At 69.5% G+C, this 24,129-nt stretch carries 24 protein-coding genes; 14 read left to right on the top strand and 10 right to left on the bottom strand.

The features are described from left to right. The first annotated feature begins 12 nt into the window (after positions 1–12). On the top strand, positions 13–2,637 hold the full coding sequence (gene alaS / locus ABIC63_RS03060) for an alanine--tRNA ligase (protein WP_294369439.1): 2,625 nt from the start codon (positions 13–15) through the stop codon (positions 2,635–2,637). Between the two features lie 80 nt (positions 2,638–2,717). Continuing rightward, positions 2,718–3,704, top strand: coding sequence for a 2-dehydropantoate 2-reductase (locus ABIC63_RS03055; RefSeq protein ID WP_294369879.1), 987 nt, complete (start codon positions 2,718–2,720; stop codon positions 3,702–3,704). Between the two features lie 6 nt (positions 3,705–3,710). Here ABIC63_RS03055 and ABIC63_RS03050 read toward each other — a convergent pair whose 3' ends face one another. Further along, on the bottom strand, positions 3,711–4,310 hold the full coding sequence (locus ABIC63_RS03050) for a TetR/AcrR family transcriptional regulator (RefSeq protein ID WP_354318646.1): 600 nt from the start codon (positions 4,308–4,310) through the stop codon (positions 3,711–3,713). A 112-nt stretch (positions 4,311–4,422) separates the two neighbouring features. Here ABIC63_RS03050 and ABIC63_RS03045 point away from each other — a divergent pair, with 112 nt between their 5' ends. From ABIC63_RS03045 to ABIC63_RS03010, 8 genes are all read left to right on the top strand, one after another. After that, positions 4,423–4,893, top strand: a complete 471-nt coding sequence (locus ABIC63_RS03045; RefSeq protein ID WP_294369435.1) for a nuclear transport factor 2 family protein — start codon at positions 4,423–4,425, stop codon at positions 4,891–4,893. Positions 4,894–4,942: 49 nt separating this feature from the next. After that, a complete protein-coding gene (locus ABIC63_RS03040; RefSeq protein ID WP_502935838.1) occupies positions 4,943–6,148 on the top strand; it encodes a sensor histidine kinase in 1,206 nt (401 codons plus the stop codon). After that, on the top strand, positions 6,145–6,843 hold the full coding sequence (locus tag ABIC63_RS03035) for a response regulator transcription factor (RefSeq protein WP_294369434.1): 699 nt from the start codon (positions 6,145–6,147) through the stop codon (positions 6,841–6,843). Before ABIC63_RS03040 ends, ABIC63_RS03035 begins: the two co-directional genes overlap by 4 nt. A 133-nt stretch (positions 6,844–6,976) precedes the next feature. Further along, positions 6,977–8,353: a CmpA/NrtA family ABC transporter substrate-binding protein gene (locus ABIC63_RS03030; protein ID WP_294369431.1), complete on the top strand. Its 1,377-nt coding sequence runs from the start codon at positions 6,977–6,979 to the stop codon at positions 8,351–8,353. 13 nt (positions 8,354–8,366) lie between these two features. Continuing rightward, positions 8,367–9,248 carry a nitrate ABC transporter permease gene (gene ntrB, locus ABIC63_RS03025; RefSeq protein ID WP_354318645.1) on the top strand — a complete coding sequence of 294 codons (882 nt, stop codon included), beginning with the start codon at positions 8,367–8,369 and terminating at the stop codon, positions 9,246–9,248. Then, a complete protein-coding gene (locus tag ABIC63_RS03020; RefSeq protein WP_502935837.1) occupies positions 9,238–10,116 on the top strand; it encodes an ABC transporter ATP-binding protein in 879 nt (292 codons plus the stop codon). Before ntrB ends, ABIC63_RS03020 begins: the two co-directional genes overlap by 11 nt. Positions 10,117–10,167: 51 nt before the next feature. Continuing rightward, on the top strand, positions 10,168–10,611 hold the full coding sequence (gene cynS / locus ABIC63_RS03015; protein ID WP_234192256.1) for a cyanase: 444 nt from the start codon (positions 10,168–10,170) through the stop codon (positions 10,609–10,611). A 299-nt stretch (positions 10,612–10,910) separates the two neighbouring features. Then, positions 10,911–11,861, top strand: a complete 951-nt coding sequence (locus tag ABIC63_RS03010) for a Bug family tripartite tricarboxylate transporter substrate binding protein (protein WP_354318831.1) — start codon at positions 10,911–10,913, stop codon at positions 11,859–11,861. A 118-nt stretch (positions 11,862–11,979) separates the two neighbouring features. Here ABIC63_RS03010 and ABIC63_RS03005 read toward each other — a convergent pair whose 3' ends face one another. The 8 genes from ABIC63_RS03005 to ABIC63_RS02970 all read right to left on the bottom strand — a co-directional run bounded on the left by ABIC63_RS03005 (position 11,980) and on the right by ABIC63_RS02970 (position 20,165). Next, on the bottom strand, positions 11,980–12,342 hold the full coding sequence (locus tag ABIC63_RS03005) for a hypothetical protein (RefSeq protein ID WP_354318644.1): 363 nt from the start codon (positions 12,340–12,342) through the stop codon (positions 11,980–11,982). 172 nt (positions 12,343–12,514) lie between these two features. Then, entirely contained in the window at positions 12,515–14,797 is a 2,283-nt protein-coding gene (gene bglX / locus ABIC63_RS03000; RefSeq protein WP_354318643.1) for a beta-glucosidase BglX, read from the bottom strand. 48 nt (positions 14,798–14,845) lie between these two features. Then, positions 14,846–15,619, bottom strand: a complete 774-nt coding sequence (locus ABIC63_RS02995) for a class II aldolase/adducin family protein (protein WP_354318642.1) — start codon at positions 15,617–15,619, stop codon at positions 14,846–14,848. Between the two features lie 76 nt (positions 15,620–15,695). Further along, a complete protein-coding gene (locus tag ABIC63_RS02990; RefSeq protein WP_354318641.1) occupies positions 15,696–16,283 on the bottom strand; it encodes an HD domain-containing protein in 588 nt (195 codons plus the stop codon). A 93-nt stretch (positions 16,284–16,376) separates the two neighbouring features. Then, positions 16,377–17,117 carry a tRNA (guanosine(46)-N7)-methyltransferase TrmB gene (gene trmB / locus ABIC63_RS02985; RefSeq protein WP_354318640.1) on the bottom strand — a complete coding sequence of 247 codons (741 nt, stop codon included), beginning with the start codon at positions 17,115–17,117 and terminating at the stop codon, positions 16,377–16,379. Continuing rightward, complete coding sequence (gene gluQRS, locus ABIC63_RS02980; RefSeq protein WP_354318830.1) at positions 17,114–18,025, bottom strand: tRNA glutamyl-Q(34) synthetase GluQRS; 912 nt, start codon at positions 18,023–18,025, stop codon at positions 17,114–17,116. Before gluQRS ends, trmB begins: the two co-directional genes overlap by 4 nt. Continuing rightward, positions 18,022–19,080: an NAD(P)/FAD-dependent oxidoreductase gene (locus ABIC63_RS02975; RefSeq protein WP_354318639.1), complete on the bottom strand. Its 1,059-nt coding sequence runs from the start codon at positions 19,078–19,080 to the stop codon at positions 18,022–18,024. Before ABIC63_RS02975 ends, gluQRS begins: the two co-directional genes overlap by 4 nt. A gap of 131 nt (positions 19,081–19,211) precedes the next feature. After that, positions 19,212–20,165, bottom strand: a complete 954-nt coding sequence (locus ABIC63_RS02970) for a LysR family transcriptional regulator (RefSeq protein WP_294369409.1) — start codon at positions 20,163–20,165, stop codon at positions 19,212–19,214. Positions 20,166–20,335: 170 nt separating this feature from the next. Here ABIC63_RS02970 and ABIC63_RS02965 point away from each other — a divergent pair, with 170 nt between their 5' ends. From ABIC63_RS02965 to ABIC63_RS02950, 4 genes are all read left to right on the top strand, one after another. Next, positions 20,336–21,037, top strand: a complete 702-nt coding sequence (locus ABIC63_RS02965; RefSeq protein WP_354318638.1) for a pirin family protein — start codon at positions 20,336–20,338, stop codon at positions 21,035–21,037. Positions 21,038–21,174: 137 nt separating this feature from the next. After that, positions 21,175–21,597 carry a DoxX family protein gene (locus ABIC63_RS02960; RefSeq protein WP_294369404.1) on the top strand — a complete coding sequence of 141 codons (423 nt, stop codon included), beginning with the start codon at positions 21,175–21,177 and terminating at the stop codon, positions 21,595–21,597. A gap of 69 nt (positions 21,598–21,666) precedes the next feature. Next, positions 21,667–22,218 carry a flavodoxin family protein gene (locus tag ABIC63_RS02955; protein ID WP_294369401.1) on the top strand — a complete coding sequence of 184 codons (552 nt, stop codon included), beginning with the start codon at positions 21,667–21,669 and terminating at the stop codon, positions 22,216–22,218. Between the two features lie 43 nt (positions 22,219–22,261). After that, complete coding sequence (locus ABIC63_RS02950; protein ID WP_354318637.1) at positions 22,262–23,209, top strand: pirin family protein; 948 nt, start codon at positions 22,262–22,264, stop codon at positions 23,207–23,209. 52 nt (positions 23,210–23,261) lie between these two features. On the opposite strand, the gene ABIC63_RS02945 is transcribed toward ABIC63_RS02950, so the two are convergent. Further along, on the bottom strand, positions 23,262–24,095 hold the full coding sequence (locus tag ABIC63_RS02945; protein ID WP_354318636.1) for a sulfurtransferase: 834 nt from the start codon (positions 24,093–24,095) through the stop codon (positions 23,262–23,264). Positions 24,096–24,129 lie beyond the last annotated feature (34 nt).

Genomic DNA, 24,129 nt, shown 5'->3' with positions numbered 1-24,129 from the left:
CGACCACACCACATGAGCCAGCCCACCTTCACGGTTGCGGACATCCGCAAGACCTTCCTCGACTTCTTCGAATCCAAGGGCCACACCGTGGTCGCGTCCAGCCCGCTGGTGCCGGGCAACGACCCGACGCTGATGTTCACCAACTCGGGCATGGTGCAGTTCAAGGACGTGTTCCTGGGCGAGGACAAGCGGCCCTACGTGCGCGCCGCGTCGGTGCAGGCCTGCCTGCGTGCCGGCGGCAAGCACAACGACCTCGAGAACGTGGGCTACACCGCCCGCCACCACACCTTCTTCGAGATGCTGGGCAACTGGAGCTTCGGCGACTACTTCAAGCGCGAGTCGCTCAAGTGGGGCTGGGAGCTGCTGACGCAGGTCTTCAAGCTGCCCGCCGAGAAGCTGCTGGCCACCGTCTACATCGACGACGACGAGGCCTACGACATCTGGACCAAGGAGATCGGCCTGCCGCCCGAGCGCGTGATCCGCATCGGCGACAACAAGGGCGGCAAGTACAAGTCCGACAACTTCTGGATGATGGCCGACACCGGCCCCTGCGGTCCCTGCTCGGAGATCTTCTACGACCACGGCGCGCACATCCCCGGCGGCCCCCCGGGCAGCCCCGAGGAAGACGGCGACCGTTTCATCGAGATCTGGAACCACGTGTTCATGCAGTTCGACATGAAGGAAGACGGCAGCGTGGTCAAGCTGCCCGCGCCCTGCGTGGACACCGGCATGGGCCTGGAGCGCCTGGCGGCCATCCTGCAGCACGTGCACAGCAATTACGAGATCGATATCTTCGACGCGCTGATCAAGGCCGCCGCGCGCGAGACCGGCTGCACCGACCTGGCCAATCCTTCGCTCAAGGTCATCGCCGACCACATCCGCGCCACCTCCTTCCTGGTGAGCGACGGCGTGGTGCCCAGCAACGAAGGCCGCGGCTACGTGCAGCGCCGCATCATCCGCCGCGCGATCCGGCACGGCTACAAGCTGGGCCAGAAGAAGCCCTTCTTCCACAAGCTGGTGGCCGACCTGGTTGCGCTGATGGGCGCCGCCTATCCGCGCCTGCAGGCTCAGGCCCAGCACATCACCGACACGCTCAAGGCCGAAGAAGAGCGCTTCTACGAGACGCTGGCCAACGGCATGGACATCCTGGACACGGCCCTGGCCGGCGGCCAGAAGACCCTGCCGGGCGAGGTCGCCTTCAAGCTGCACGACACCTACGGCTTCCCGCTCGACCTGACGCAGGACGTCTGCCGTGAGCGCGACGTCACGGTCGACGAGGCCGGCTTCGATGCCGCCATGGAGCGCCAGAAGGCCGCCGGCCGCGCCGCCGGCAAGTTCAAGATGGAGCGCGCGGTCGAGTACGGCGGCGCTGGCAACGTCTTCACCGGCTACGAGCACCTGCAGGAGGCCGCCAAGGTGGTCGCGCTCTACCACGAAGGCGCTGCCGTGCAGCAGCTGGCCCAGGGCCAGGCCGGCATCGTGGTGCTCGACACCACGCCCTTCTATGCCGAAAGCGGCGGCCAGGTCGGCGACCAGGGCCTGATCACGGCCGAGGGCGTGGTCTTCGGCGTGCAGGACACGCAGAAGATCAAGGCCGACGTCTTCGGCCACCACGGCATGCAGACGCAAGGCACGCTCAAGGTGGGCGATGCCGTCACGGCCGCCGTCGACGGCGAGCGCCGTGCTTCGACGGCCCGCAACCACAGCGTCACCCACCTGATGCACAAGGCCCTGCGCGAGGTGCTGGGCACGCATGTGCAGCAGAAGGGCTCGCTGGTCGACGCCGACAAGACCCGCTTCGACTTCGCCCACAACGCGCCCGTGACCGCGGTGCAGATCGCCGAGATCGAGCAGCGCGTCAACGCCGAGGTGCTGGCCAATGCCGCCACCCAGGCCCGCGTGCTGCCGCTGGAAGAAGCCCAGAAGACCGGCGCCATGATGCTGTTCGGCGAGAAGTACGGCGAGACCGTCCGCGTGCTGGACATCGGCAGCAGCCGCGAGCTGTGCGGCGGCACGCACGTGCAGCGCACCGGCGACATCGGCCTGTTCAAGATCGTCAGCGAATCGGGCGTGGCCGCCGGCGTGCGCCGCGTCGAGGCCGTCACCGGCCTGAACGCGCTGGCCTACCTGCAGGGCCTGGAAGGCACCGTGCAGAGCGTGGCCGCCACGCTCAAGACACCCGCCACCGAGGTGCAGCCGCGCCTGGCACAGGTGCTCGACCAGGTGCGTGCGCTCGAGAAGGAGATCGGCGCGCTCAAGGGCAAGCTGGCCTCCAGCCAGGGCGACGAACTGGCCGGCTCGGCCATCGACGTCAAGGGCGTGAAGGTGCTGGCGGCCAAGCTCGACGGCGCCGATGCCAAGACGCTGCGCGACACCATGGACCAGCTCAAGAACAAGCTCAAGAGCGCCATCGTGGTGCTGGCCGCAGTCGACGGTGCCAAGGTGCAGATCGCCGCGGGCGTCACGGCCGACCTCACGGCCAAGGCCAAGGCCGGCGAGCTGGTCAACTTCGTCGCCCAGCAGGTGGGCGGCAAGGGCGGCGGCAAGCCGGACATGGCCATGGCCGGCGGCACCGATGCCGCGGCCGTGCCGAAGGCCCTGGGCTCGGTGCAGGGCTGGGTGGCCGAGCGGGTCTGATCAGCCGCCGCATTGCTCGTTCCATACAGATGAACGTGCCGGTCGCTTCCGAGCCGTCCGTACCGGGCGAGGTGCTGGTCATGGGGGCGGGCGCCGTCGGCTGCTACGTCGGTGGCTGCCTGGCTGCGGCAGGCGTGCCGGTGACCTTCGTGGGGCGGTCGCGCGTGGTGGAGGCGCTGGCGGCCAAGGGGCTCACGCTGACCGACCGCGATGGCGCGCGCCGCACCGTTGGCGCGCCCCAGTTGGGCCTGGCGCAGGCCGTCCCGGCCGGTTCGCGGCCGGCCCTGGTGCTGCTCACGGTCAAGGGCGGCGCCACGGCACAGGCGGCGGCCGAACTGGCCGCGAGCCTGCCGGCCGGCACGCCCGTGCTCTCGCTTCAGAACGGCATCGGCAACGACCGCGTGGTGCAGGCGGCCGCGCCTGCGCTGCGCGCCCTGCCGGGCATGGTGCCCTACAACATCGCTGAGCTCGCGCCTGGTGCCTACCACCGCGGCACGCCCGGCAGGCTGGCAGCACAGGACGATGCGGCGCTGCGGCCCTGGCTGCCGGTGTTCGAGGCCGCCGGCCTGCCGCTGGACCTGCATGCCGACATGGCCGGCGTGCAGTGGGGCAAGCTGCTGCTCAACCTCAACAACCCCGTCAACGCGCTGTCGGGCATGCCGCTGCGTGACGAACTGCTGGACCGCGGCTACCGCCGCTGCTTCGCCGCGCTGATCGACGAAGCGTTGGCGGTGCTGCGTGCCGCGGGCATCGAACCCGCACAGATGACCGCGGTGCAGCCCGGCCGGTTGCCCGGGCTGCTGCGCCTGCCGGACTGGCTCTTCCGCCGCGTGGCGGCGCCCATGCTCAAGGTCGATGCCAAGGCGCGCTCCAGCATGGCCGACGACGTGGCGCTGGGCCGTCGCACCGAGGTCGATGCGCTGTGCGGCGCCGTGGTCCGATTGGCCCGCGGCCACGGCCTGGATGCGCCGCGCAACGCGCGCATGGTCGCGTTGATGGATGGCGGCTGGCCCGCGCCGCCGCCGCGCCTGGGTTCAGCCGAACTGCGGCAGGCGCTGGGGCTCTGAGGGCGCTCAGCGCCGCGCGACCAGTGCGGACAGCACGGCGCGCAGCGTCGCGACGGCCGCCTTCCGTCCGCCCTCGCCGGTGGCCATCTGTGCCCGCACGATGGCGCCGTCGAAGGCCAGGGCCGCGGCATCGGCCAGCAGGCCCTGCAGCGGCCCTTCCGGCAGCAGTTGCGCGATCACCTGCGTCATCTCCGCCTTGTGCGCCTGCACCACCGCGGCGGCATCGGGCATGGCGGGCGCCAGCTCGACCACGGTGTTGATGAAGGCGCAGCCGCGGAAGTCCGGCTGCGCGCACCATTCGTCCAGGACGTCGGCGAGCAGCAGGAGGTGTGCGCTGCCGTGCGCGGCCTCGCCGGCGCCATGGCGGCCCAGCGCGTCGATGAACCAGGCCATCCAGCGCGCATGCCGGAGGTCCAGGAAGGCGCGCACCAGCGCATCCTTGCTCGGAAAGTGCCGGTAGAAGGTGAGCTTGGCCACGCCCGACTCGGCAATCAGCCGGTCTACCCCGGTGGCGCGGATGCCGTCGCGGTAGAACAGGTCGTGGGCGGTCGAGAGGATGCGGTCGCGCGCAGGCAGCTCGGAATCCTGGGGGGCAGGGGAGGGCATGCCGCCATTGTAGACAGGTCTGTCTACATGCAGTATCGTGCGGCCGCCGATATAGACAGGTCTGTCTACATCGGCCGCTTTCCACCCTTGCCACCCCAGGAGCCTGACTCTGATGACCGACACCCGCCCACCCCTGCCGCCCTTTACGCTCGAATCCGCCACCCAGAAGGTGCGCGGCGCCGAGGACGCCTGGAACTCCCGCGATCCCGACCGGGTGGCCCAGGTCTACACCGAGGACACCGTCTGGCGCAACCGCACCGAGTTCCCGGTCGGCCGCGAGGCCGCGCGCGCCTTCCTGCAGCGCAAGTGGGCGCGAGAGCTGGACTACCGGCTGATCAAGGGCCTCTGGGCCTTCGGCGGCAACCGCATCGCCGTGCGCTTCGCCTACGAATGGCGCGACGACTCGGGCCACTGGTTCCGCAGCTACGGCAACGAGAACTGGGAGTTCAACGAACAGGGCCTGATGCAGCGGCGATTCGCCAGCATCAACGACCTGCCCATCGCCGAAAGCGACCGCCGCTTCCACTGGCCGCTGGGGCGCCGGCCCGACGACCATCCGGGGCTGGAAGAGCTCGGCCTCTGAGCGGCACGCCGTGCACCTTGCAGGCACGGCGGTTGCATGCGGATGGTGCATGGCTGTGCACGACCCTGGCGCCTTCGCGGGCGCGCTTTCCCCGATGGACCTGGGCGATGGCGTGCCCTGGCACCGGCGCCTGGGCCTGCTGCTGGAGTCCACCGGCGAAGGCATCTTCGGCATCGACCTGGACGGGCACTGCATGTTCATCAACCGGGCCGGGGCCGAGCTGCTGGGCCATGACGCCGCCGAGGTGCTGGGCCGCAACATGCACGAGCTCACGCACCATTCGCATCCCGACGGCTCGGTCTATGCCGACACCGATTGCCCGATCTTCAACGCCTTCCGCCGCGGCCTGCCGTGCCGCATCGACAGCGAGGTGTTCTGGCGCCGCGACGGCAGCTGCTTCGCGGTCGAATACTCCAGCTATCCCATCGTGGACGGCGACACGGTGCGCGGCGCCGTCATCACCTTCGTCGACATCACCGAGCGAAAGCGTGCCGCGCAGGCCATGCGTGAATCGCGCGACGAACTGGAGCGCCGCGTGGCGGAGCGCACGGCCGAGCTGAGCGCCGCGCTCAGCCAGGTGCGTGCGCTGTCGGCCTGGATGGACTCGGTGCGCGAGGAAGAGCGCACACGCATCGCGCGCGAGGTGCACGATGAACTCGGCAGCCTGCTGGTGGCCATGAAGATGGACGTCGACTGGGTCAACCGCCGCCTGGGCGAGCAGAAGGCGCGCGAGCCCGCCGAGGCCGAGGCCATGCGCCTGCAGCTGCGCGCCAAGTGCGACAACATGAGCCAGCTCATCGAGCGGGCCGTGGACAACGTGGGCCGCATCATCACCGACCTGCGCCCCAGCATCCTCGACCACCAGGGCCTGTGGGCGGCGCTCGAGTGGCAGGCCAACGAGTTCGTGCAGTCGACCGAGCTGGCCCTGGGCTGGCGCATGGCCGTCGACGATGCGCCGGAGCTGCCCGAGCCCACGGCGATGGCCGTGTTCCGCATCTTCCAGGAGATGCTGAGCAATGTCGTGCGCCATGCCCGCGCCAGCCGGGTCGACATCGACATCCGCATCGTCGGTGGCAGCCTGCACCTGATGGTGAGCGACGACGGCGCGGGCGCGCCCGTGCAGGCCTTCCAGGCGCCGGGCTCCTACGGCATCCGCGGCATGCGGGAGCGCGCCCTGCATTTCGGCGGCACGGTGGACGTGCACAGCACGGTGGGGCAGGGCACCACGCTGCACCTTCGCATGCCGGCGCCATGACGCCAAACACCCCGACGACCGCTTCCCGCCCCGCCGCCGTGCGCGTGCTGATCGGCGACGACCACCGCATCGTGCGCGAGGGGCTGCGCCAAGTGCTGGGCGACCCTGCCAACGGCGCGCCCGAGATCGTGGTCGCCGCCGAGGCCGTGACCGGGCCCGAGGTGCTGGCGCAGGTGGCCGCCCTGGGCGGCCGGGCCGGCATCGACCTGGTGCTGCTGGACATCGCGCTGCCCGGCCGCGACGGGCTGGACGTGCTGCAGGCCCTGCGCGCCGACTGGCCCACGCTGCCGGTGGTGATGATCTCCACCTACCCGGAGCGGCAGTACGCCGTGCGCTGCATCCGCCTGGGCGCGGCCGGCTACCTCAACAAGAGCGCCGATGCGGACGAGATGGTGGCGGCCGTGCGCAAGGCGGCGGCCGGTGGCATCCACGTGACGGCTGCCACTGCCGAGGCGCTGGCGGCCGCCGTGGGCCGCGGCGGCGCCGCCACCGAAGCGCTGTCGCACCGCGAGCACCAGGTCTTCCGCCTGCTCACGACGGGGCACAGCGTGAGCGAGATTGGTGCGCGCCTGGGCTTGGCGCCCAACACGGTCAGCACCTACCGGGCGCGCGTCCTCGAAAAGACCGGCACCAAGAATGACGTCGAGCTCGCGCTCTACGCCGAAAGGCTGGCCCAGGGCGGCACCCGGCCCTGATTCCGGCCGCCCGTGTAGTGGCAGCCCTACAGGGGCTCGACGGTGCGGGCGCGATTTGTCGAGGGCGCATCGGTGTTGGCCCATTCCGGCCCACGCGTTGCAAGGCGAGGACATTCCATCAACGAGGTGAAGCATGTCCCGTCTGCCTGCCATCGACCGCCGTCCCGACCCCTATGACGCCGAACGCCCGCTGATGCTGCGGTGCGCCTGCGGCCAGGACCATGCCCCTGGCGACCACGGCGCCGCAGCCGCTTCGGTGGAGGAGGCCTCGCGCGACTTCGTGGAGGCGAGCCTGGTGAAGGCGCTCTTTCCGCACGAGCCGCTGCGCAGGCGCTTTCTGCAGGCGGTGGGTGCCGGCACCGCCCGTGCCGCCATCGCCTCGCTGCTGCCCGTCGCCTCGCTGCAGGCGATGGCGCAGGAGCAGCGCACGCCCGAGAAGAAGGACCTGAAGATCGGCTTCATCGCCATCACCTGCGCGACGCCGCTGATCATGGCCGACCCTCTGGGCTTCTATAAAAAGGAAGGCCTCAACGTCCAGCTCAACAAGACGGCGGGCTGGGCCCTCATCCGCGACAAGATGCTCAGCCGCGAGCACGACGCCAGCCACTTCCTGTCGCCCATGCCGCTGGCCATCAGCATGGGCCTGGGCTCGACGCAGGTGCCGATGAAGGTGGCCACCATCCAGAACACCAACGGCCAGGCCATCACGCTGCACGTCAAGCACAAGGACAAGCGCGACCCGAAGCAGTGGAAGGGCATGAAGTTCGCGGTGCCCTTCGAATACAGCATGCACAACTTCCTGCTGCGCTACTACCTGGCGGAGCATGGCGTGAACCCCGACACCGACGTGCAGATCCGCGTCACGCCGCCGCCCGAGATGGTGGCCAACCTGCGCGCCGGCAACATCGACGGCTTCCTGGGGCCGGACCCGTTCAACCAGCGGGCGGTGTACGACGAGGTCGGCTTCATCCACATCCTGTCGAAGGAGATATGGGACGGCCACCCGTGCTGCGCCTTCGGCGTGAGCGAGGCCTTCATCCAGCAGAACCCGGCCACCTTCGCAGCGCTGTACCGCGCGGTGATCAACGCCTCGTTCATGGCCAGCCAGCCCAAGGACCGCGAGCTGATCGCCAAGGTGATCGCGCCCACGCAGTACCTCAACCAGCCCGAGACGGTGATCGCGCAGGTGCTCACCGGCAAGTACGCCGACGGCCTGGGCGCCGTGAAGAACGTGCCCGACCGCGCCAACTTCGATCCCGTGCCCTGGCAGAGCATGGCCGTCTGGATGCTCACGCAGATGAAGCGCTGGGGCTACGTCAAGGGCGACATCGACTACCGCCAGATCGCCGAGAAGGTCTTTTTGCTGACGGACGCCAAGAAGCAGATGGCCGCCGCCGGCTGGAAGGCGCCGGAGGGCGCGTATCCGCGCTTCAAGGTGATGGGCAAGGAGTTCGACCCTGCCAAGCCCGAGGCGTACGTCAAGAGCTTCGCCATCGCGAAGATGGCCTGAGCCGGAGGCACGCATGTCCAGCAACCGGTCTTCGCCGTCGCTCACCCTGCGGGCGGCCATCGTGTCACTGCTGCTGCTCGTGCTGTTGCTGGGCGGCTGGCACCTGGCCACCGCGCCGGTGGCCGCCGCCGCCAGCACGGCCGGCCTGACGCAGGAGCAGATCGACTACCTCAAGCTCATGGGCAAGGACCCAGCGGGCGAAGCGCAGAAGAGCAGTGGCTTTCCGACTCCGGCCCAGCTGGGCCGCACGGTCATGGAGCAGCTGTCCGATCCCTTCTACGACAACGGTCCCAACGACAAGGGCATCGCCATCCAGCTCGGCTGGTCGCTGCTGCGCGTGGGCCTGGGCTTCGCTCTGGCCTGCGTGGTGGCGGTGCCGGCGGGCTTTCTGATCGGCATGTCGCCGCTGATGCGCAAGGCCTTCGACCCCTTCATCCAGGTGCTCAAGCCGATCTCGCCCCTGGCCTGGATGCCGCTGGCGCTCTACACCATCAAGGATTCGTCGGTGTCGGGCGTGTTCGTCATCTTCATCTGCTCGGTGTGGCCGATGCTGATCAACACCGCCTTCGGCGTGGCCTCGGTCAAGCGCGAGTGGCTCAACGTGGCCAGCACCCTGGAGGTGCGGCCGATGCGCCGGGCGCTGCGGGTGATCCTTCCGGCGGCGGCGCCCACCATCTTCACCGGCATGCGCATCAGCATGGGCATCGCCTGGCTGGTGATCGTGGCCGCCGAGATGCTGGTCGGCGGCACCGGCATCGGCTACTTCCTCTGGAACGAGTGGAACAACCTGTCGCTGACCCACGTGATCTTCGCCATCCTGCTGATCGGCGTGGTCGGCATGCTGCTGGACCTGGGCTTCGCGGCGTTGCAGAAGAAGGTGACCTATGTGGAGTGAGGCCGCCGACATGTCCATGCCCTCCGCACAGGCCGGCCCGGTGCCGGCGACCGGCGCGATCGCAGCAGCGCCGGGCGACTTCCTGCAGGTGCAGGGCCTGGGCCGCGTGTTCCAGCCCGGCCGCCCGGTGTTTGCCGACGTGGGCTTCGGCGTGGCCCGGGGCGAGTTCGTCTGCATCATCGGTCACTCCGGCTGCGGCAAGACCACCATCCTCAACGTGCTGGCTGGACTCGACGAGGCCGACCAGGGCCATGTGTTCATGGGCGGCCGAGAGTTGCGCGGCCCCAGCCTGGAGCGCGGCGTGGTGTTCCAGAACCATGCGCTCATGCCCTGGCTGACCGTGCGTCGCAACATCGCCTTCGCCGTCGAGTCGCGCTGGCCGCAGTGGAGCCGGGCGCAGGTGGCGGCCCATGTCGAGAAGTACGTGGCTCTGGTCGGCCTGTCGGCCGCGCTGGACAAGAAGCCCTCGCAGCTGTCGGGCGGCATGAAGCAGCGCGTGGGCATCGCCCGCGCCTTCGCCATCGAGCCCAAGATGCTGCTGCTGGACGAGCCCTTCGGCGCCCTGGATGCGCTGACGCGCGGCACGATCCAGGACGAGCTGCTGGCCATCGTCCAGCGCACGCAGCAGACGGTGTTCATGATCACCCACGACGTGGACGAGGCCATCCTGCTGGCCGACCGCATCCTGCTGATGCGCAACGGCGTCGAACTCCCGGGCGGCCAATGGCGGCCGGGCGGCATTGCCGAATCGGTGCAGGTGGCGCTGCCGCGCGAGCGCACGCGGGCCGGCCTGCACCGGCTGCCCGGCTACTACGAGCTGCGCAACCACATCGTCGATTTCCTGGTCAGCCGCGCCCATGCGGTGTGACGACCCTCGTTTCCTTCTTCCAACCCCTCCCCACACACAAGGAGCCATCGCATGAACCGCAACGACGTCACCGAGAAGATCATCGCCACCAAGGTGTCCAAGGGCATCACCTGGGCCTCCGTGGCCGAACAGGTCGGTCTCTCGAAGGAATGGGTCACGGCCGCCTGCCTGGGCCAGATGACGCTGGACGCCGCCCAGGCCGCCACCATCGGCGAGATCTTCGGCCTCAGCGCCGACGAGCAGAAGTGGCTGCAGGTCGTGCCCTACAAGGGCTCGCTGCCCACGGCCGTGCCCACCGATCCGCTGATCTACCGCTGGTACGAGATCGTCAACGTCTACGGCACCACCATCAAGGAACTGATCCACGAGGAATTTGGCGACGGGATCATGAGCGCCATCGACTTCAAGATGGACATCGTGCGCGAACCCGATCCCAAGGGCGACCGCGTGAACGTGGTGCTGTCGGGCAAGTTCCTGCCCTACAAGACCTATTGAGCCTCGCGCATCGCTACGGTGCGCGAGGCGGGCCGGACGCACCACCGTCCGCCAGCGTTCCGAAAAACGCCCCGACGCAGGCTGCGCCGGGGCGTTTTGCTTGGGCATGCTTCCTGCATAAACGTTCCTGTAATAGATCGTTGATTCATATGTGAATCAGAAGAGCCATCTAACCTAGGAACAACCCGCATACCAAAGCCGTCGACAGCCCTTAATCTCGCTGTCGTATTTCAGAAAAGAATCGTCGTTTCACCTATTAATCAATCATGTCCTTTCCCACGAAACTACTCCGCGCCCTGATGCTGGGCCTGGGTCTGGTCGCTGCCGCCAGCGCCGCACTGGCGCAGGGCAACTGGCCGTCCAAGCCGATCACCATCGTCGTCGCCTATCCGGCAGGCGGCGACACCGACGCGCTGGCGCGCGTCTTCGCCGAGAAGCTGGCCCCGCGCCTGGGCCAGCCGGTGCTGGTGGACAACAAGCCCGGCGCCAGCGGCGTGATCGGCAGCGCGTTCGTGGGCAAGGCCCAGCCCGATGGCTACACCTTGCTGATGGCACCCAACACCTTCGCCATGGCACAGCTGGTACTCAAGACCACGCCACAGGCCGGCTATGACGTGCTGAACGGCTTCACGCCCATCATCCAGACGGGCGCGCAGCCGCTGTTCATCGCCGCAGGCCCGGGCACCAAGGCCAAGTCGCTGAAGGAGGCGATGGACCAGTCCAAGAAGAGCGAGCTGGCCTATGCCAGCCCCGGCAGCGGCTCGCCCATGCACGTGCTGGGCGAGATGTTCAACAAGAGCACCGGCGCCAACTTCCGCCATGTGCCGTACCGCGGCGTCGCCCCAGCCCTGACCGACATCGCCGGCGGCCATGTGCCCCTGACGTGGATCACCTACGGCCCCATCGCGCCCTACCTCGCCGACGGCAAGATGCGCCTGTTCGCCGTCGCCCAGGCCCAGCGCAGCCCGCTGGCGCCCGACGTGCCGACGCTGGCCGAACTGGGCTACAAGAACGTCGAGGTCACGGCCTGGAACGGCCTGTACGGTCCCAAGGGCCTGTCGCCCGAGATCGTGAAGACGCTCAACACCCACATCAACGAGATCATCAAGATGCCCGACGTGGCCGCCAAGATGAAGACGCTGGGCACCATCCCGGTCGGTGGCGCGCCGGACGTGCTGGCCAAGACGACGGCGGCCGACCTGGAGCGCTTCACGCGCGTGGTCAAGGAACTGGGCATCCAGGCCGATTGAGCACGTTGGCGTAGCTCGCGCTTCTGGCGCGTGCACGGCACACAAGAAGGGCGGTCCGACGCAAGTCGGACCGCCCTTCGTTCATGCGCTGGCGGGGCGCCGCGGGTCAGAGCGCCGTTCAGACATCGTCGTCTTCGCCTTCGTCTTCCGCGTCGTCATCGACCATCTCTCCTACGGCGACGCGCACGTCGTCATCTGTCATGCCGTCGTTGGGGCCAACGATGCGGTCGGGCAGGATGTCGGCATCGGGCGTCACTGTGCCCTCGACGTCCGCGCGCTCGCCGGTGCCGGACGCATCGGTGGCGCCGCCAAGCGGCTCCAGCATGGGCCCGCCGGGGCTGTCCTCGGGGCGTGCGAGAAAGGCGTCCTCGCCCACCGTGTCGCTGCCGCTGTCCGAGTTGTCGCTCGGGCCCAGCAGGGTGGTGTCGTCGTCGTGGGGCAGGGTGTTGTCCACGCTGCCCAGGATGCTGCTTCTGGCCATGGTGTGCTCCTTCTGGGGTCGGCGATGTGCCGACGCATGGAAGAACCTTGCGCGGTGACCGTCGTGCACCCTGTGGGAGAGGGCCGATGGGCCCTGTCAGGGGGACATGGGCATGTGTGGCCGCTGTCTTGGCCTTCCACCGTATGCGGGGCAGGAAGGCCGTGACATCCACTCAGCCGGGCACGAGCATGAAGGTGGCGTGCAGCCCCGCGATGGCCGAGGGCCCCACCCACAGGTCGAACTCGCCGGTGTCCACCGTGGGCCGCATGTCGGCGCCGGTGAAGAGCAGGTCCTCTCGGGTGAGCAGGAAATGCACCTGCACGGTCTGCCCGGCCTCGATGCGCACGCGGTGGAAGGCTTTGAGCTCGCGCACGGGCCGCGTGAAGCTGGCGGCGCGGGCGCCGATGTAGAGCTGCGCCGTCTCGTCGACGGCGCGGGTGCCGGCGTTGGTGACGCTGGCCATCACACGCAGCGGCTGGTCGGGCGCCATGCGGCCGGGGCTGACTTCCAGTGCGCCGTAGCGCACGGCCGAGTAGCCCAGCCCGTGCCCGAAGGCGTAGAGCGGCTCGTTGGTCGCATCCAGGTAGCGGGTGCGGAAGCGCCCGGGCCCGCCCTGCGTATCGGGCCGGCCGGTGCGCTTGTGCGCGTAGTAGAAGGGCACCTGCCCCGGCGTCTGCGGAAAGCTCACCGGCAGCCGGCCGGAAGGCGACACGTCGCCGAACAGGGTGTCGGCGATGGCCGGCCCCGTCTCGGTGCCCAGGAACCACGTGACCAGCAGCGCCTGCGCGTTGCGCACCGCGCCGCGCAGGGCCAGCGCGCGGCCGTTGCGCAGCAGCACGACCACCGGCTTGCCCGTGGCCGCCACGGCCTCGGCCAGTTGCTGCTGGGCCTGCGGCACCTCGATGTCGGTGCGCGAACGCGATTCGCCCGACATCTGGTCGCTCTCGCCCAGCGTCATGACCACCACGTCGGCCTGGCGCGCGGCCGCCACGGCCTGCGCGATGCCGCCATCGAGCGGCGATTCCACGTCGCTGCCACGCACGACGCTCAGCAGCGACGGATCGGCCAGTTGCGCGCGGATCGCGTCCTCGATGCCCACCGGTGGCAGCTGGCCCGGAAAGGGCCGCCACGGCCCGAAGAGCGACTGCGCATCCGCAAAGGGCCCGATCAGCGCGATGCGCTTGCCCGACTTGGGCAGCGGCAGCAGGTCGCCGCTGTTCTTCAGCAGCACGATGGAACGCTGCGCCGCCTCGCGGGCCAGCCGGCGGTGGGCGGCGCCGTCGAAGCGCGGCGGCGCGCCGGGCGCGTCCTCCTGCAGTCCGCGGAAGGGCTGCTCGAACAGGCCCAGCCGCTGTTTGACGCGCAGCACGCGTCGCACGGCCTGGTCCAGCCGTGCCATGGAGACATCGCCGCTGCGCACCAGCTCCGGCAGGTGGCGCATGTACAGGCCGCTCTGCATGCTCACATCCGTGCCGGCCAGGAAGGCGCGGCGGGCGGCCTCGCGCTCGTCGGCCGCAAAGCCATGGGCGATCAGTTCCTCGTCGGCCGTGTAGTCCGACACCACGAAGCCCTCGAAGCCCCATTCGCGTCGCAGCACCTGCGTCAGCAGCCAGGGGTTGGCGTTGGAGGGCACGCCGCCGATCTCGTTGAAGGCGGCCATCACCGACAGCGCGCCGGCGTCGATGGCGGCCTTGAAGGGCGGCAGGTAGACGTCGCGCAGAGTGCGCTCCGAGAGGTCCACGGCGGCATAGTCCAGCCCGCCCTCGGCCGCGCCGTAGCCGGCGAAATGCTTGGGCGTGGCCAGCATGGCGTCGGCGCGCGACAGGTCCGCCGTCTGGAAGCCGCGCACGCGGGCGGCTGCGAAGCGGCGGGTGAGCAGCACGTCCTCGCCATAGCCCTCGACGACGCGGCCCCAGCGGGCATCGCGGGCGATGTCGATCATGGGTGCGAAGGTCCAGCGGAAGCCGTCGGCCGTGCCCTCGCGGGCGGCGGCGCGGGCGGTGCGCTCGGACAGGGACGGATCCCAGCTCGCGGCCTCGGCCAGCGGCACGGGGAACACAGTGCGAAAGCCATGGATGATGTCCACGCCGAAGAGCAGCGGAATGCCCAGGCGCGATTCGCGCACCGCCACCTCCTGCGCGCGGCGCTTGGCCGCCAGCCCCTCGCCATTGAACAGGCCCATGACGCGGCCGGCGCGGATGTCATCGAGCTGCTGGCGCAGGCCCACCTGGCCGGTCTGCGGATTGCCCAGGATCTCCTCGGCGGCAGGGGCGTAGAGGCTCAGCTGGCCGACCTTTTCCTCGATGGTCATGCGCAGGATCAGCGCCTCGATGCGGGCATCGGCGGCCAGGGATTCGGCTAGGGCTTCGGCGGGTTTCTGGAGCTCGGCGCAGCCGGCGAGGCCGGTGGCGATGGGGAGCGAGGCAAGACGGAGCAGGGCTTGGCGGCGATGCATGCCGCCAATTGTCAACAAAGGTCAAAAGTCCCCGGCCCAAGGCCGGGCTCAGTCCTTGTAGCCTGGGCTCTCGCGGTCCAGCTTGCGCAGCAGCGCCGGCCAGGCGATGTTGGCGCCCTGGCCGGTGGTGACCTTCTTCATCACCTGGCTGATGCCGTCCATGATCTGCGGGTTGACATGGACCAGTTCGCCGCCGGCCTGGGCGTCGATCTGGATGCGGCAGGCGTTCTCGAACGTGTACATGTGCAGGAAGGCGTCTGCCACCGTCTTGCCCACGGTGAGCAGACCGTGGTTGCGCAGCAGCATGTAGTTGTTGCGGCCCAGGTCCTGCTGCAGGCGCGGCTTCTCGTCGTCACGCACGGCCACGCCTTCGTACTCGTGATAGGCCAGCGAAGCCAGCACGAAGGTGCTCTGCTGGCTGATGGGCAGCACGCCGCATTTCTGGGCGCTCACGGCCACGCCGGCACGGCTGTGGGTGTGCAGCACGCACTGCACGTCGTCGCGGGCGGCGTGGATGCAGCTGTGGATCACGAAGCCGGCCGGGTTGACCGGGTACGGCGAGTCGATCAGCTTGTTGCAGTCCATGTCCACCTTGACCAGGCTGGAAGCCGTGATCTCGTCGAACATCATCCCGTAGGGGTTGATGAGGAAGTGATGGTCCGGCCCCGGGATGCGGGCGCTGATGTGGGTGAAGACCAGGTCGCTCCAGCCGTACAGCGCCACGAGGCGGTAGCAGGCGGCGAGGTCCACGCGCAGCTGCCATTCCTCGTCGGAGACGAGGCGGCGGACTTCGCTGAGTTCGGCTTGGGTGGTGGCGTTCATGGGTGTCTCCTTGGGCGCCGCGCGGGCGGCAGGTTCGGATGGTCGCGGGGATGGGCAGCGGCGGCAGCGTGCCCACTCAAGCCGCTTCCGTGGCCAGGGCCTTCTTGTAGATGCTCTGGCGCGACTGGGCCATCAGGCGGCGCAGCATGGGCTCGAACTCGGCGATGGGCAACGTCTCGCCCTTGGGGTCGAAGGCCGGGTTGTCGTAGAGCTCGCAGAACTCGGCCGTGCGGTCGAAGTGCGGATCCGTGCGGAACTGCTCGCGCAGGTCGCGGTCCAGCCCGATGTGGTGGAAGAAATAGTGGCCCTGGAAGATGCCGTGGTGCTTGACCATCCAGTGGTTCTCCTCGCTGACGAAGGGCTGGAGGATGGCGGCGGCGATGTCCGGATGGTTGAAGGCGCCCAGCGTATCGCCGATGTCGTGCAGCAGGGCGCAGACCACGTATTCCTCGTCCCGACCGTCACGCAGGGCGCGGGTGGCGGTCTGCAGGCTGTGGGTATAGCGGTCGACCGGAAAGCCGCCGTAGTCGCCTTCGAGCAGCTTCAGGTGCGCCATCACGCGCTCGGGCAGCCCGCTGGCGAAGTGCATGAACTCGCCACTGATGGCCTGCCAGTCCTCGCGCGTGCTGTCCTGCATGCGCACGAAAGTCGCCCTGTGGGCCATGGTCGTCTCCGTCGTTGTCGTGGGGGAGACGGCACTGTAGGCCTGCGCAGCGGGCGCCGTCTGTCCGGCAGACGACAGGAGCGGCGAATGCGGTCAGCGCCTGGTGAAGACGACGTCCCACACGCCGTGGCCGAGCTTGATGCCCCGGTTCTCGAACTTGGTCAGCGGCCGGTACTCCGGCTTGGACGCGAAACCACCCGCATCGGGTGCGGCTGTATTGGCCAATAGGGGCTCGCCTGCCAGCACCTCGACCATCTGCTCGGCATAGGGCTGCCAGTCGGTGGCGCAATGCAGGTAGCCGCCGGGGGCCAGGTGCTCGGCCAGCTGGTGCACGAAGCCGGGCTGGATCAGCCGGCGCTTGTGGTGGCGCTTCTTGTGCCAGGGGTCGGGAAAGAACACATGCACGCCGGCCAGGCTGCCCGGCGGGATCATGTGCTGCAGCACCTCCACGGCATCGTGCGCCACGATGCGGATGTTGGCCAGGCCTTGCTCGCCCGCGCGCTTGAGCAGCGCGCCCACGCCCGGCTCATGCACTTCGCAGCAGAGGAAGTTGTCGCCCGGCCGCACGCGCGCGATGTGCGCGGTGGCTTCGCCCATGCCGAAGCCGATCTCCAGCACGGTGGGTGCCTCGCGGCCGAAGGCCTGCGCGAAGTCGAGCGGGGCGGGGCGGTAGGGAATCAGGTACTGCGGGCCGAAGTCCGCATAGGCGCGGGCCTGCGCATCGGTGGTGCGGCCGGCGCGTCGCACGAAGCTGCGGATGCGGCGGTGGGGATGTTCGGTGTCGCCGGCTTCGGGCGGAGCAGCGGGGGAGTCGTTCGTTTCGTCGGCGGTCACGGGGCGGGATTGTAGAGAGCGGCCCAGGGTGCGACCCAGCCCTCCAGGGCCTGTCGGACACCATCTCGCAATGGTGCCGCGGGAAGCCCCAGGGCCTGCGCGGCGGCGTCCAGGGCCGACCGCGCCGCGCTGGACGTGCCGGTGTCGATGGCCGCAGCCCCGTTCTGCTTGGACAGCTTTTCGCCATTGGCGCCCAGCACCAGCCGGGTGTGCAGGTAGCGCGGCGTGGGCAGGCCGAGGGCGCGCTGCAGCAGGATCTGGCGTGGCGTGTTGTCGGTCAGATCCGCGCCGCGGACCACGTCGGTGACGCCCTGCTCGGCATCGTCCACCACCACGGCGAGCTGGTAGGCCCAGGGCCCGTCGGCGCGCCTGAGCACGAAGTCCCCGACCTCGCGCAGCACATCCTGCTGCTGCGCGCCCAGACGTCGATCGGTCCAGTCGACGGTCGACGCCGGCATGCGCCAGGTGGCGAAGCGCCAGGCCCGCGCCGCCTTGCCGTTCAGGCCATGGCGGCAGGTGCCGGGATAGACGCGCTCGCCATGGCGGTCGTGGCCGATGCCCTGCGCGGCCAGCACCGCGTCGATCTCGCGGCGCGTGCAGCCGCAGGGATAGGCCAGGCCGGCACCGATCAGCCGCTCCAATGCGGCCTGATAACGACCGACGCGCGCCGTCTGCCAGACCGGCGCCTCGTCCGGCACCAGGCCGCAGGCGGCCAGCTGCTGCAGGATGTGCTCGCCCATGCCGGGCAGGCAGCGTTCGGTGTCGGCGTCCTCGATGCGCACCAGCCAGCGGCCGCCGGCTGCGCGTGCATCCAGCCAGCTGGCCAGCGCCGCCACGAGCGAGCCCGCATGCAGGGGGCCGGTGGGCGAGGGCGCGAAGCGGCCGATGTAGCCGGGCACGGACCTCAGAGGATGGCCAGCGCCAGTTCCAGCCCCGAGACGAAGGCGTCCTCGACCCGGTGGCCCAGGCACCAGTCGCCCGCGATGCCGATGCCCGAGGCGGCGTTCCAGAGATGGCTGCGGCCGAGCGGCGTCTCGGTCTTGGCTTCGGTCCACAAGCGGGCGTGGGCGAAGGAGGGCTCCACGCGGATGCCGGTGATCTCGGCAAAGGCCCGAAGCAGCTTGGCCTGCACGCGGGCCGCGTCGTCGCCGATGTGCTCGGCCGACCATGGGGCGCTGGCCTGGACCGTCCAGCGTTCGATGCTGCCGCGGCCGGGCTTGGACGATTCGCGCGCCAGCCAGGCCACGCGGTGGTGGGTGGAGCGGGCGCAGTTCCACTGCGGTCCCAGGTGGGGCAGGCCGGGCTGGCTGGCCTGCGCGAAGGCGATGTGCAGCGACCAGCAGGGCGCGATGCGCACCGGTGCCAGCGGCGCGGCCAGGGCAGGGGCCACGGGCTGCAACAGGCTGCGCGCCGCGCCGGCCGGCACGGTCAGCAGCACGGCATCGAAGCCGGCATGCACGGCGTGGTCGTCGCCGTCGCCCTGTGTGCGCAGCTGCCAGCGGCCGGGCTGCAGCGTGTCGGCCTCCAGGCACGAGACGGTGGTGCCCAGGTGCAGGGCATGGCCCAGCGGCGCCGCCCAGTGGGCGGCCAGGCCGTCCATGCGGGGCAGGCCGACCCAGTGCGGCTCCAGGCCCGGCAGCGAGGCTTCGACCACCCGGCCCAGGGCATCGAGCACGCGCACGGCGTTGGCGCTCCAGCGGCGGCAGGGCGCGGCGGTGGCGTCCAGGGCCCGGCGGAAGCGCGCGTCACGGACGGTGAAGTACTGGGCGCCGGTGTCGAAGCTGCCGGTGCGGCTGTCCAGGCCGGCCAGCCGTCCGCCGGGCGTGGACGCCTGCTCGAACACCGCCACCTCCAGGCCGGCTTGCGCCAGCGTGCGCGCCGCCGCGAGGCCGGCGATGCCGGCGCCCACGATGGCGATGCGGCGGGGTTGGGAGTCAGGGCGGGCGGCGTCGGAGAGGGGCATGGTGGCAGGTGTTGCGGGCAGCGGGATGGTCGTGCGACTCTAACCGCACCGATGACGCACCATGCTGCGCCAACGCAGGGCGACCGGGTTTGTCCCCGGTACGGTCGGGCCGCCGGCCAGTGGCCTCGCCTTCAGCGGCCGCGGTGCTGCGTCAGCAGGGCCTCGCGCGTGCCCGTATGCTCGAACTGCGACAGCCACCACTGCAGCGCCAGGCCTGGCTGGGCGGCGCTGCGCACGCGCCATGCGGCATGCATGTTGGTGGTGGGGGCGGCGCGTTCGGTGGGGAGCGCAACCAGGTGGCCGGCCTCCACATAGGGCCGGGCCATCGGCTCGGGCAGGAAGCCGGCACCCAGCCCGTGCAGCTGGGCATGCAGCTTGGCCTGCATGGTGGGCACGGTGAGCACGTCCTGCCCGGCCAGCAGGTTGACGTTCATGCCTTGCGACAGCCGCGCCGAATCGGCGGCGGCGACGGCGCGGTGCTGGCGCATCATGGCCTCGGTGACGGGCAAGCTGGTGCGCGTGAGCGGATGGTTCGGTGCCACGGCATAGACGAAGGACAGCTGACCCAGCACACAGCTGCGGATGCCGGTGCCGGTGAAGCCCAGCCCGTCCGCGTCGAGCACCGAGCCGATGGCCAGGTCGGCCTGGCCGCTGGTCAGCGCCTCGATGGTCCCCAGCAGGGTCTCGTCGCGCAGCTTCAGCCGCGTGGGTGGCGCCAGGGCATAGAAGGCGCCCACCAGGTCGTAGAGCGGGTCGCGGGCGATCACGCTGTCGATGGCGATGGTCAGCTGAGGTTCCCAGCCCGTGGCGATGCGGCGCACGCGGTTCGCCACCGCGTCGATCTCGCCCAACAGCCGCACCGCATCGCGCAGCAGTTCGCGGCCCGCCTCGGTCAGTTTGGCCTGGCGGGCGCTGCGGTCGAACAGCAGCACGTCCAGCGCGTCCTCGATCTGCCGCACACGGTAGGTGAGGGCCGAGGGCACCAGCCCCAGGCTGCGGGCGGCGGCGGCGAAGCTGCCGCGGTCGACCACGGTCTGCAGCATGGCCAGGGCGTCGGGCGTGAGCACTTCGCGGGCGGTGGGCATGGCCGGATTGTCATTCAAAAAATTTGAACGACGTCTTCAATGCACTGCGGTTTCAAGCCGGGTCCGCCGGCCTAAAGTTCATCCCATCGCGGCGCAGTTCGGTGCCGCCTACCGGGGAAGGCCGGCGCAGCAGGCGCCACCGCCAGCCCCATTCGAAGGAGTTCAACATCATGCTGCAGATCCGCAAGTCCCAGGAACGTGGCTATGCCGACCATGGCTGGCTCAAGTCCTTTCACAGCTTCTCGTTCGCCGGCTACTACGACCCCGCCTTCATGGGCTGGGGCAACCTGCGGGTGATCAACGAGGACCGCGTGGCCGCCGGCGCCGGCTTCGGCACCCATGGCCACCGCGACATGGAGATCATCAGCTACGTGCTCGACGGCGAGCTGGCCCACAAGGACAGCATGGGCAACGTCGAATCGATCCCGCCCGGCGACGTCCAGCGCATGAGCGCGGGCCGCGGCGTGATGCACAGCGAGTTCAACCACAAGGCCGACCAGACCACGCACTTCCTGCAGATCTGGATCGAACCCAATGTGCGCGGCATCCCGCCGGGCTATGAGCAGAAGCAGGTCGACGTGGCCGACAAGCGCGGCAAGCTGGCCCTGGTGGCGGCGCCCGAAGGCGAAGCCGCCGCCGTGAGCATGCATGCCGACGCGCGGCTCTATGCCGGCCTGTTCGACGGCGACGAGGCGGCCGAGCTGAAGCTCGACCCGGCCCGCAAGGCCTATGTGCACCTGATCCGCGGTGCGCTGGACGTCAACGGCCAGCGCCTGCAGGGCGGCGATGCGGCGATGATCGCGGCCGAGTCGCAGCTGAGCCTGGCCGGCGGCCAGGACGCCGAGGTGCTGGTGTTCGACCTGGCGCCGTGATCGCAGAATGAGACGGCCCGCCCTGTGCGGGCCGTTTCTTCATCGATTCCCTTCGCGGTGCCGTCCGTCATGCGGCGGCATCTTTCACTGCTTCCAATCTGTCCAAACCGATTTTTTCAACGCAAGGAGCTACTTCCATGGCCATCACCCAGACCTCCAACACCACCCCGACCCAGGACGCCGCAGCCCTGGTCGGCCGCGTGCTCATCGCACTGCTGTTCCTGCCCGCCGGCTGGAGCAAGCTCACCGGCTTTGCCGGCACCGTCGGCTATTTCGGCAAGATCGGCGTGCCCATGCCCGAGGTGGCGGCGGTGATCGCCGTGGTGGTCGAACTGCTGGTCTGTCTGCTCTTCCTGGTCGGCTTCAAGACGCGCCTGATGGCCATCATCCTGGCCGTGTTCACCGTCGCCACCGCCTTCCTGGGCCATGCCTTCTGGAATGTGCCCCCCGAAATGGTGATGGCCCAGAAGACCAACTTCTTCAAGAACTTCGCCATTGCCGGCGGCTTCCTGGCCTTCTTTGCCTTCGGCCCCGGCCGTTTCAGCATCGACAAGAAGTGATGCCCGCGGGCCGCGGTGCTGGCGCCACGGCCCATCTTTTTCCAATCCCTTTCTGAACCTGGAACTCCCATGACCGACATCGCCATCGTCTACCACTCCGGCTACGGCCACACCCAGCGCGTCGCGCAGGCCGTCGCAGAAGGCGCCAACGCCGCCGTGATCGCCATCGACGCGGATGGCAACCTGCCCGAAGGCGGTTGGGAAACGCTGGCCGCGGCCAAGCTGATCGTCTTCGGCGCGCCGACCTACATGGGCGCCCCCAGCTGGCAGTTCAAGAAGTTCGCCGACGCCTCGTCCAAGGTCTGGTTCGTCCAGGGCTGGAAGGACAAGCTCTTCGCCGGCTTCACCAACAGCGCCACCATGAACGGCGACAAGTTCGCCACCATCGCCTACTTCTGGCAGCTGGCCATGCAGCACGGCGGCCTGTGGGCTGGCCTGGGCATCGTGCCGAGCAACAAGAAGGAATCCAGCCGCGACTCGCTCAACTACGTTGGTGGCTTCGGTGGCCTGATGACCACCTCGCCCGCAGACGCGAGCCCCGCCGAGATCCCGGCTGGCGACCTGCAGACCGCCCGCGCCTTCGGCGAGCGCCTGCAAGGCGCGCTGAAGCTGCTGGCCTGATCCCTCTGCATCCCATCCACGCCAACCGAACCGGAGAGCCGCCATGTCCGACCTTCTCACGCTCCATCCGCATGCCAAGGACCTGGGCGGCGGCTTTCAGGTTCGCCGCGTGCTGCCGGCCGCGCAACGGCGCGCGGTCGGCCCCTTCGTCTTCTTCGACCATTTCGGTCCGGCCACCGAGACACCGGAAGACCAGCACGACGTGCGGCCCCATCCGCACATCGGGCTCGCCACGGTCACCTACCTGTTCGAGGGCGCGATGATGCACCGCGACAGCCTGGGCACCGAGCAGGAGATCCGCCCCGGCGCGATCAACTGGATGACGGCCGGCCGCGGCATCGTGCATTCCGAGCGCAAGCCCCAGGCGCTCAAGACCGAGACCTACGTCAACCACGGCCTGCAGCTGTGGTGCGCGCTGCCGCGCGAGCACGAGGAGGTCGAGCCCAGCTTCTCGCACACGGCAGCCGCGGACATTCCCGCGACGGAGGTGGAGGGCGTGCCGGTGCGCGTGCTCGTGGGCGAGGCCTTCGGCCTGCGCTCGCCCGTGCCCACGCTGATGCCGACGCTCTACCTCGACATTGCGCTGCCGGCGGGCGGCGCCTTCTCGCTGCCGCCACTGGCGCCGCAGATGGCGATCTACGCCGTCGATGGCGATGTGCTGCTGGACGGCGAGCCCCTGCCGCAGCACACCATGGGCGTGCTGCCCGACGAGGACGCCGCGGCCGGCGAGCGGCCCCCGGTGCGCATCACCGCCGATGGCGCGCGCCGCCTGGTGGTGGTGGGCGGCGCGTCGCTGGACGGCCCGCGCTTCATGAGCTGGAACTTCGTCTCCAGCCGCCGCGAACGCATCCTGCAGGCGGGTGCGGACTGGGAGGCCCAGCGCATGGGCCATGTGCCCGGCGAGACGGAATTCATCCCGCTGCCGGACCATCCCTTCAAGACGCAGTCGCAGACGAGCGCGGCGGAGCCTGAGGGCAATTCCAAGGCTTGAGCAGGCAGACGGGTTTGGCAACGGGCAGCGGTGCCGCCCGACCTCGCCGCCCTCAACCCTGCTTGATCGGCAGATCCGGGTCCTCGAAGGCCCGTGCGCTCGCATGCGACGAGCGCGCGCTCAGGTCCGGCGCCAGGGCCTCGCGGCCATCGAAGACGAAGCAGTCGCCGCGGTAATGCGCGCCGCCCACTTCCTCGAAGTACTTGAGGATGCCGCCTTCGAGCTGCAGCACATGGGTCAGCCCCAGCTCGTGCATGTAGATGGCCGCCTTCTCGCAGCGGATGCCGCCGGTGCAGAAGCTCACCACCGTCTTGCCCTCCAGCTGGTCGCGGTGCGCCTGCACCGCCGCTGGAAACTCGCTGAACTTGCCGATGCGCCAGTCGATGGCGTCCTCGAAAGTGCCGTAGTCCACCTCGAAGGCATTGCGGGTGTCCAGCATCACCACAGGTTGGCCGGCGTCGTCGTGCCCCTGGTCCAGCCAGCGGCGGAGCGTCGGCGCATCCACCGCCGGCGCACGGCCGGCGGAAGGGCGGATGGCCGGATGGTCCATGCGGATGATCTCGCGCTTGTTCTTGACCAGCATGCGGCGGAAGGGCTGGTGGGCGGACCAGCTTTCCTTGGGCGCCAGCGGCGCGAAGCGGGGATCGGCACGCAGCTCGGCCACGAAGCCGCGCACTGCCTCGGGCGCGCCTGCCAGGAAAAGGTTGATGCCTTCCTCGGCCAGCAGGATGGTGCCCATCAGGCCCAGCGCACGGCAACGCTCAAGCAAGTGCGGCCGCAGCGTGTCGCGGTCGTCGATGGGCACGAAGAGATAGGCGGAGATGTTGAGCACGGATTCGGACACGGCGCGGATTGTAGGAAGGCGTCCGCGCGTGATCGGGCACATCCGGCTTCGGTTGACATGAGTCAAGGCTCCCCGG

This window comes from Pseudacidovorax sp. 1753, from assembly GCF_040544975.1.
GTDB lineage: Bacteria > Pseudomonadota > Gammaproteobacteria > Burkholderiales > Burkholderiaceae_C > Xenophilus.
This window is presented reverse-complemented; position numbering and strand designations above follow the sequence as displayed.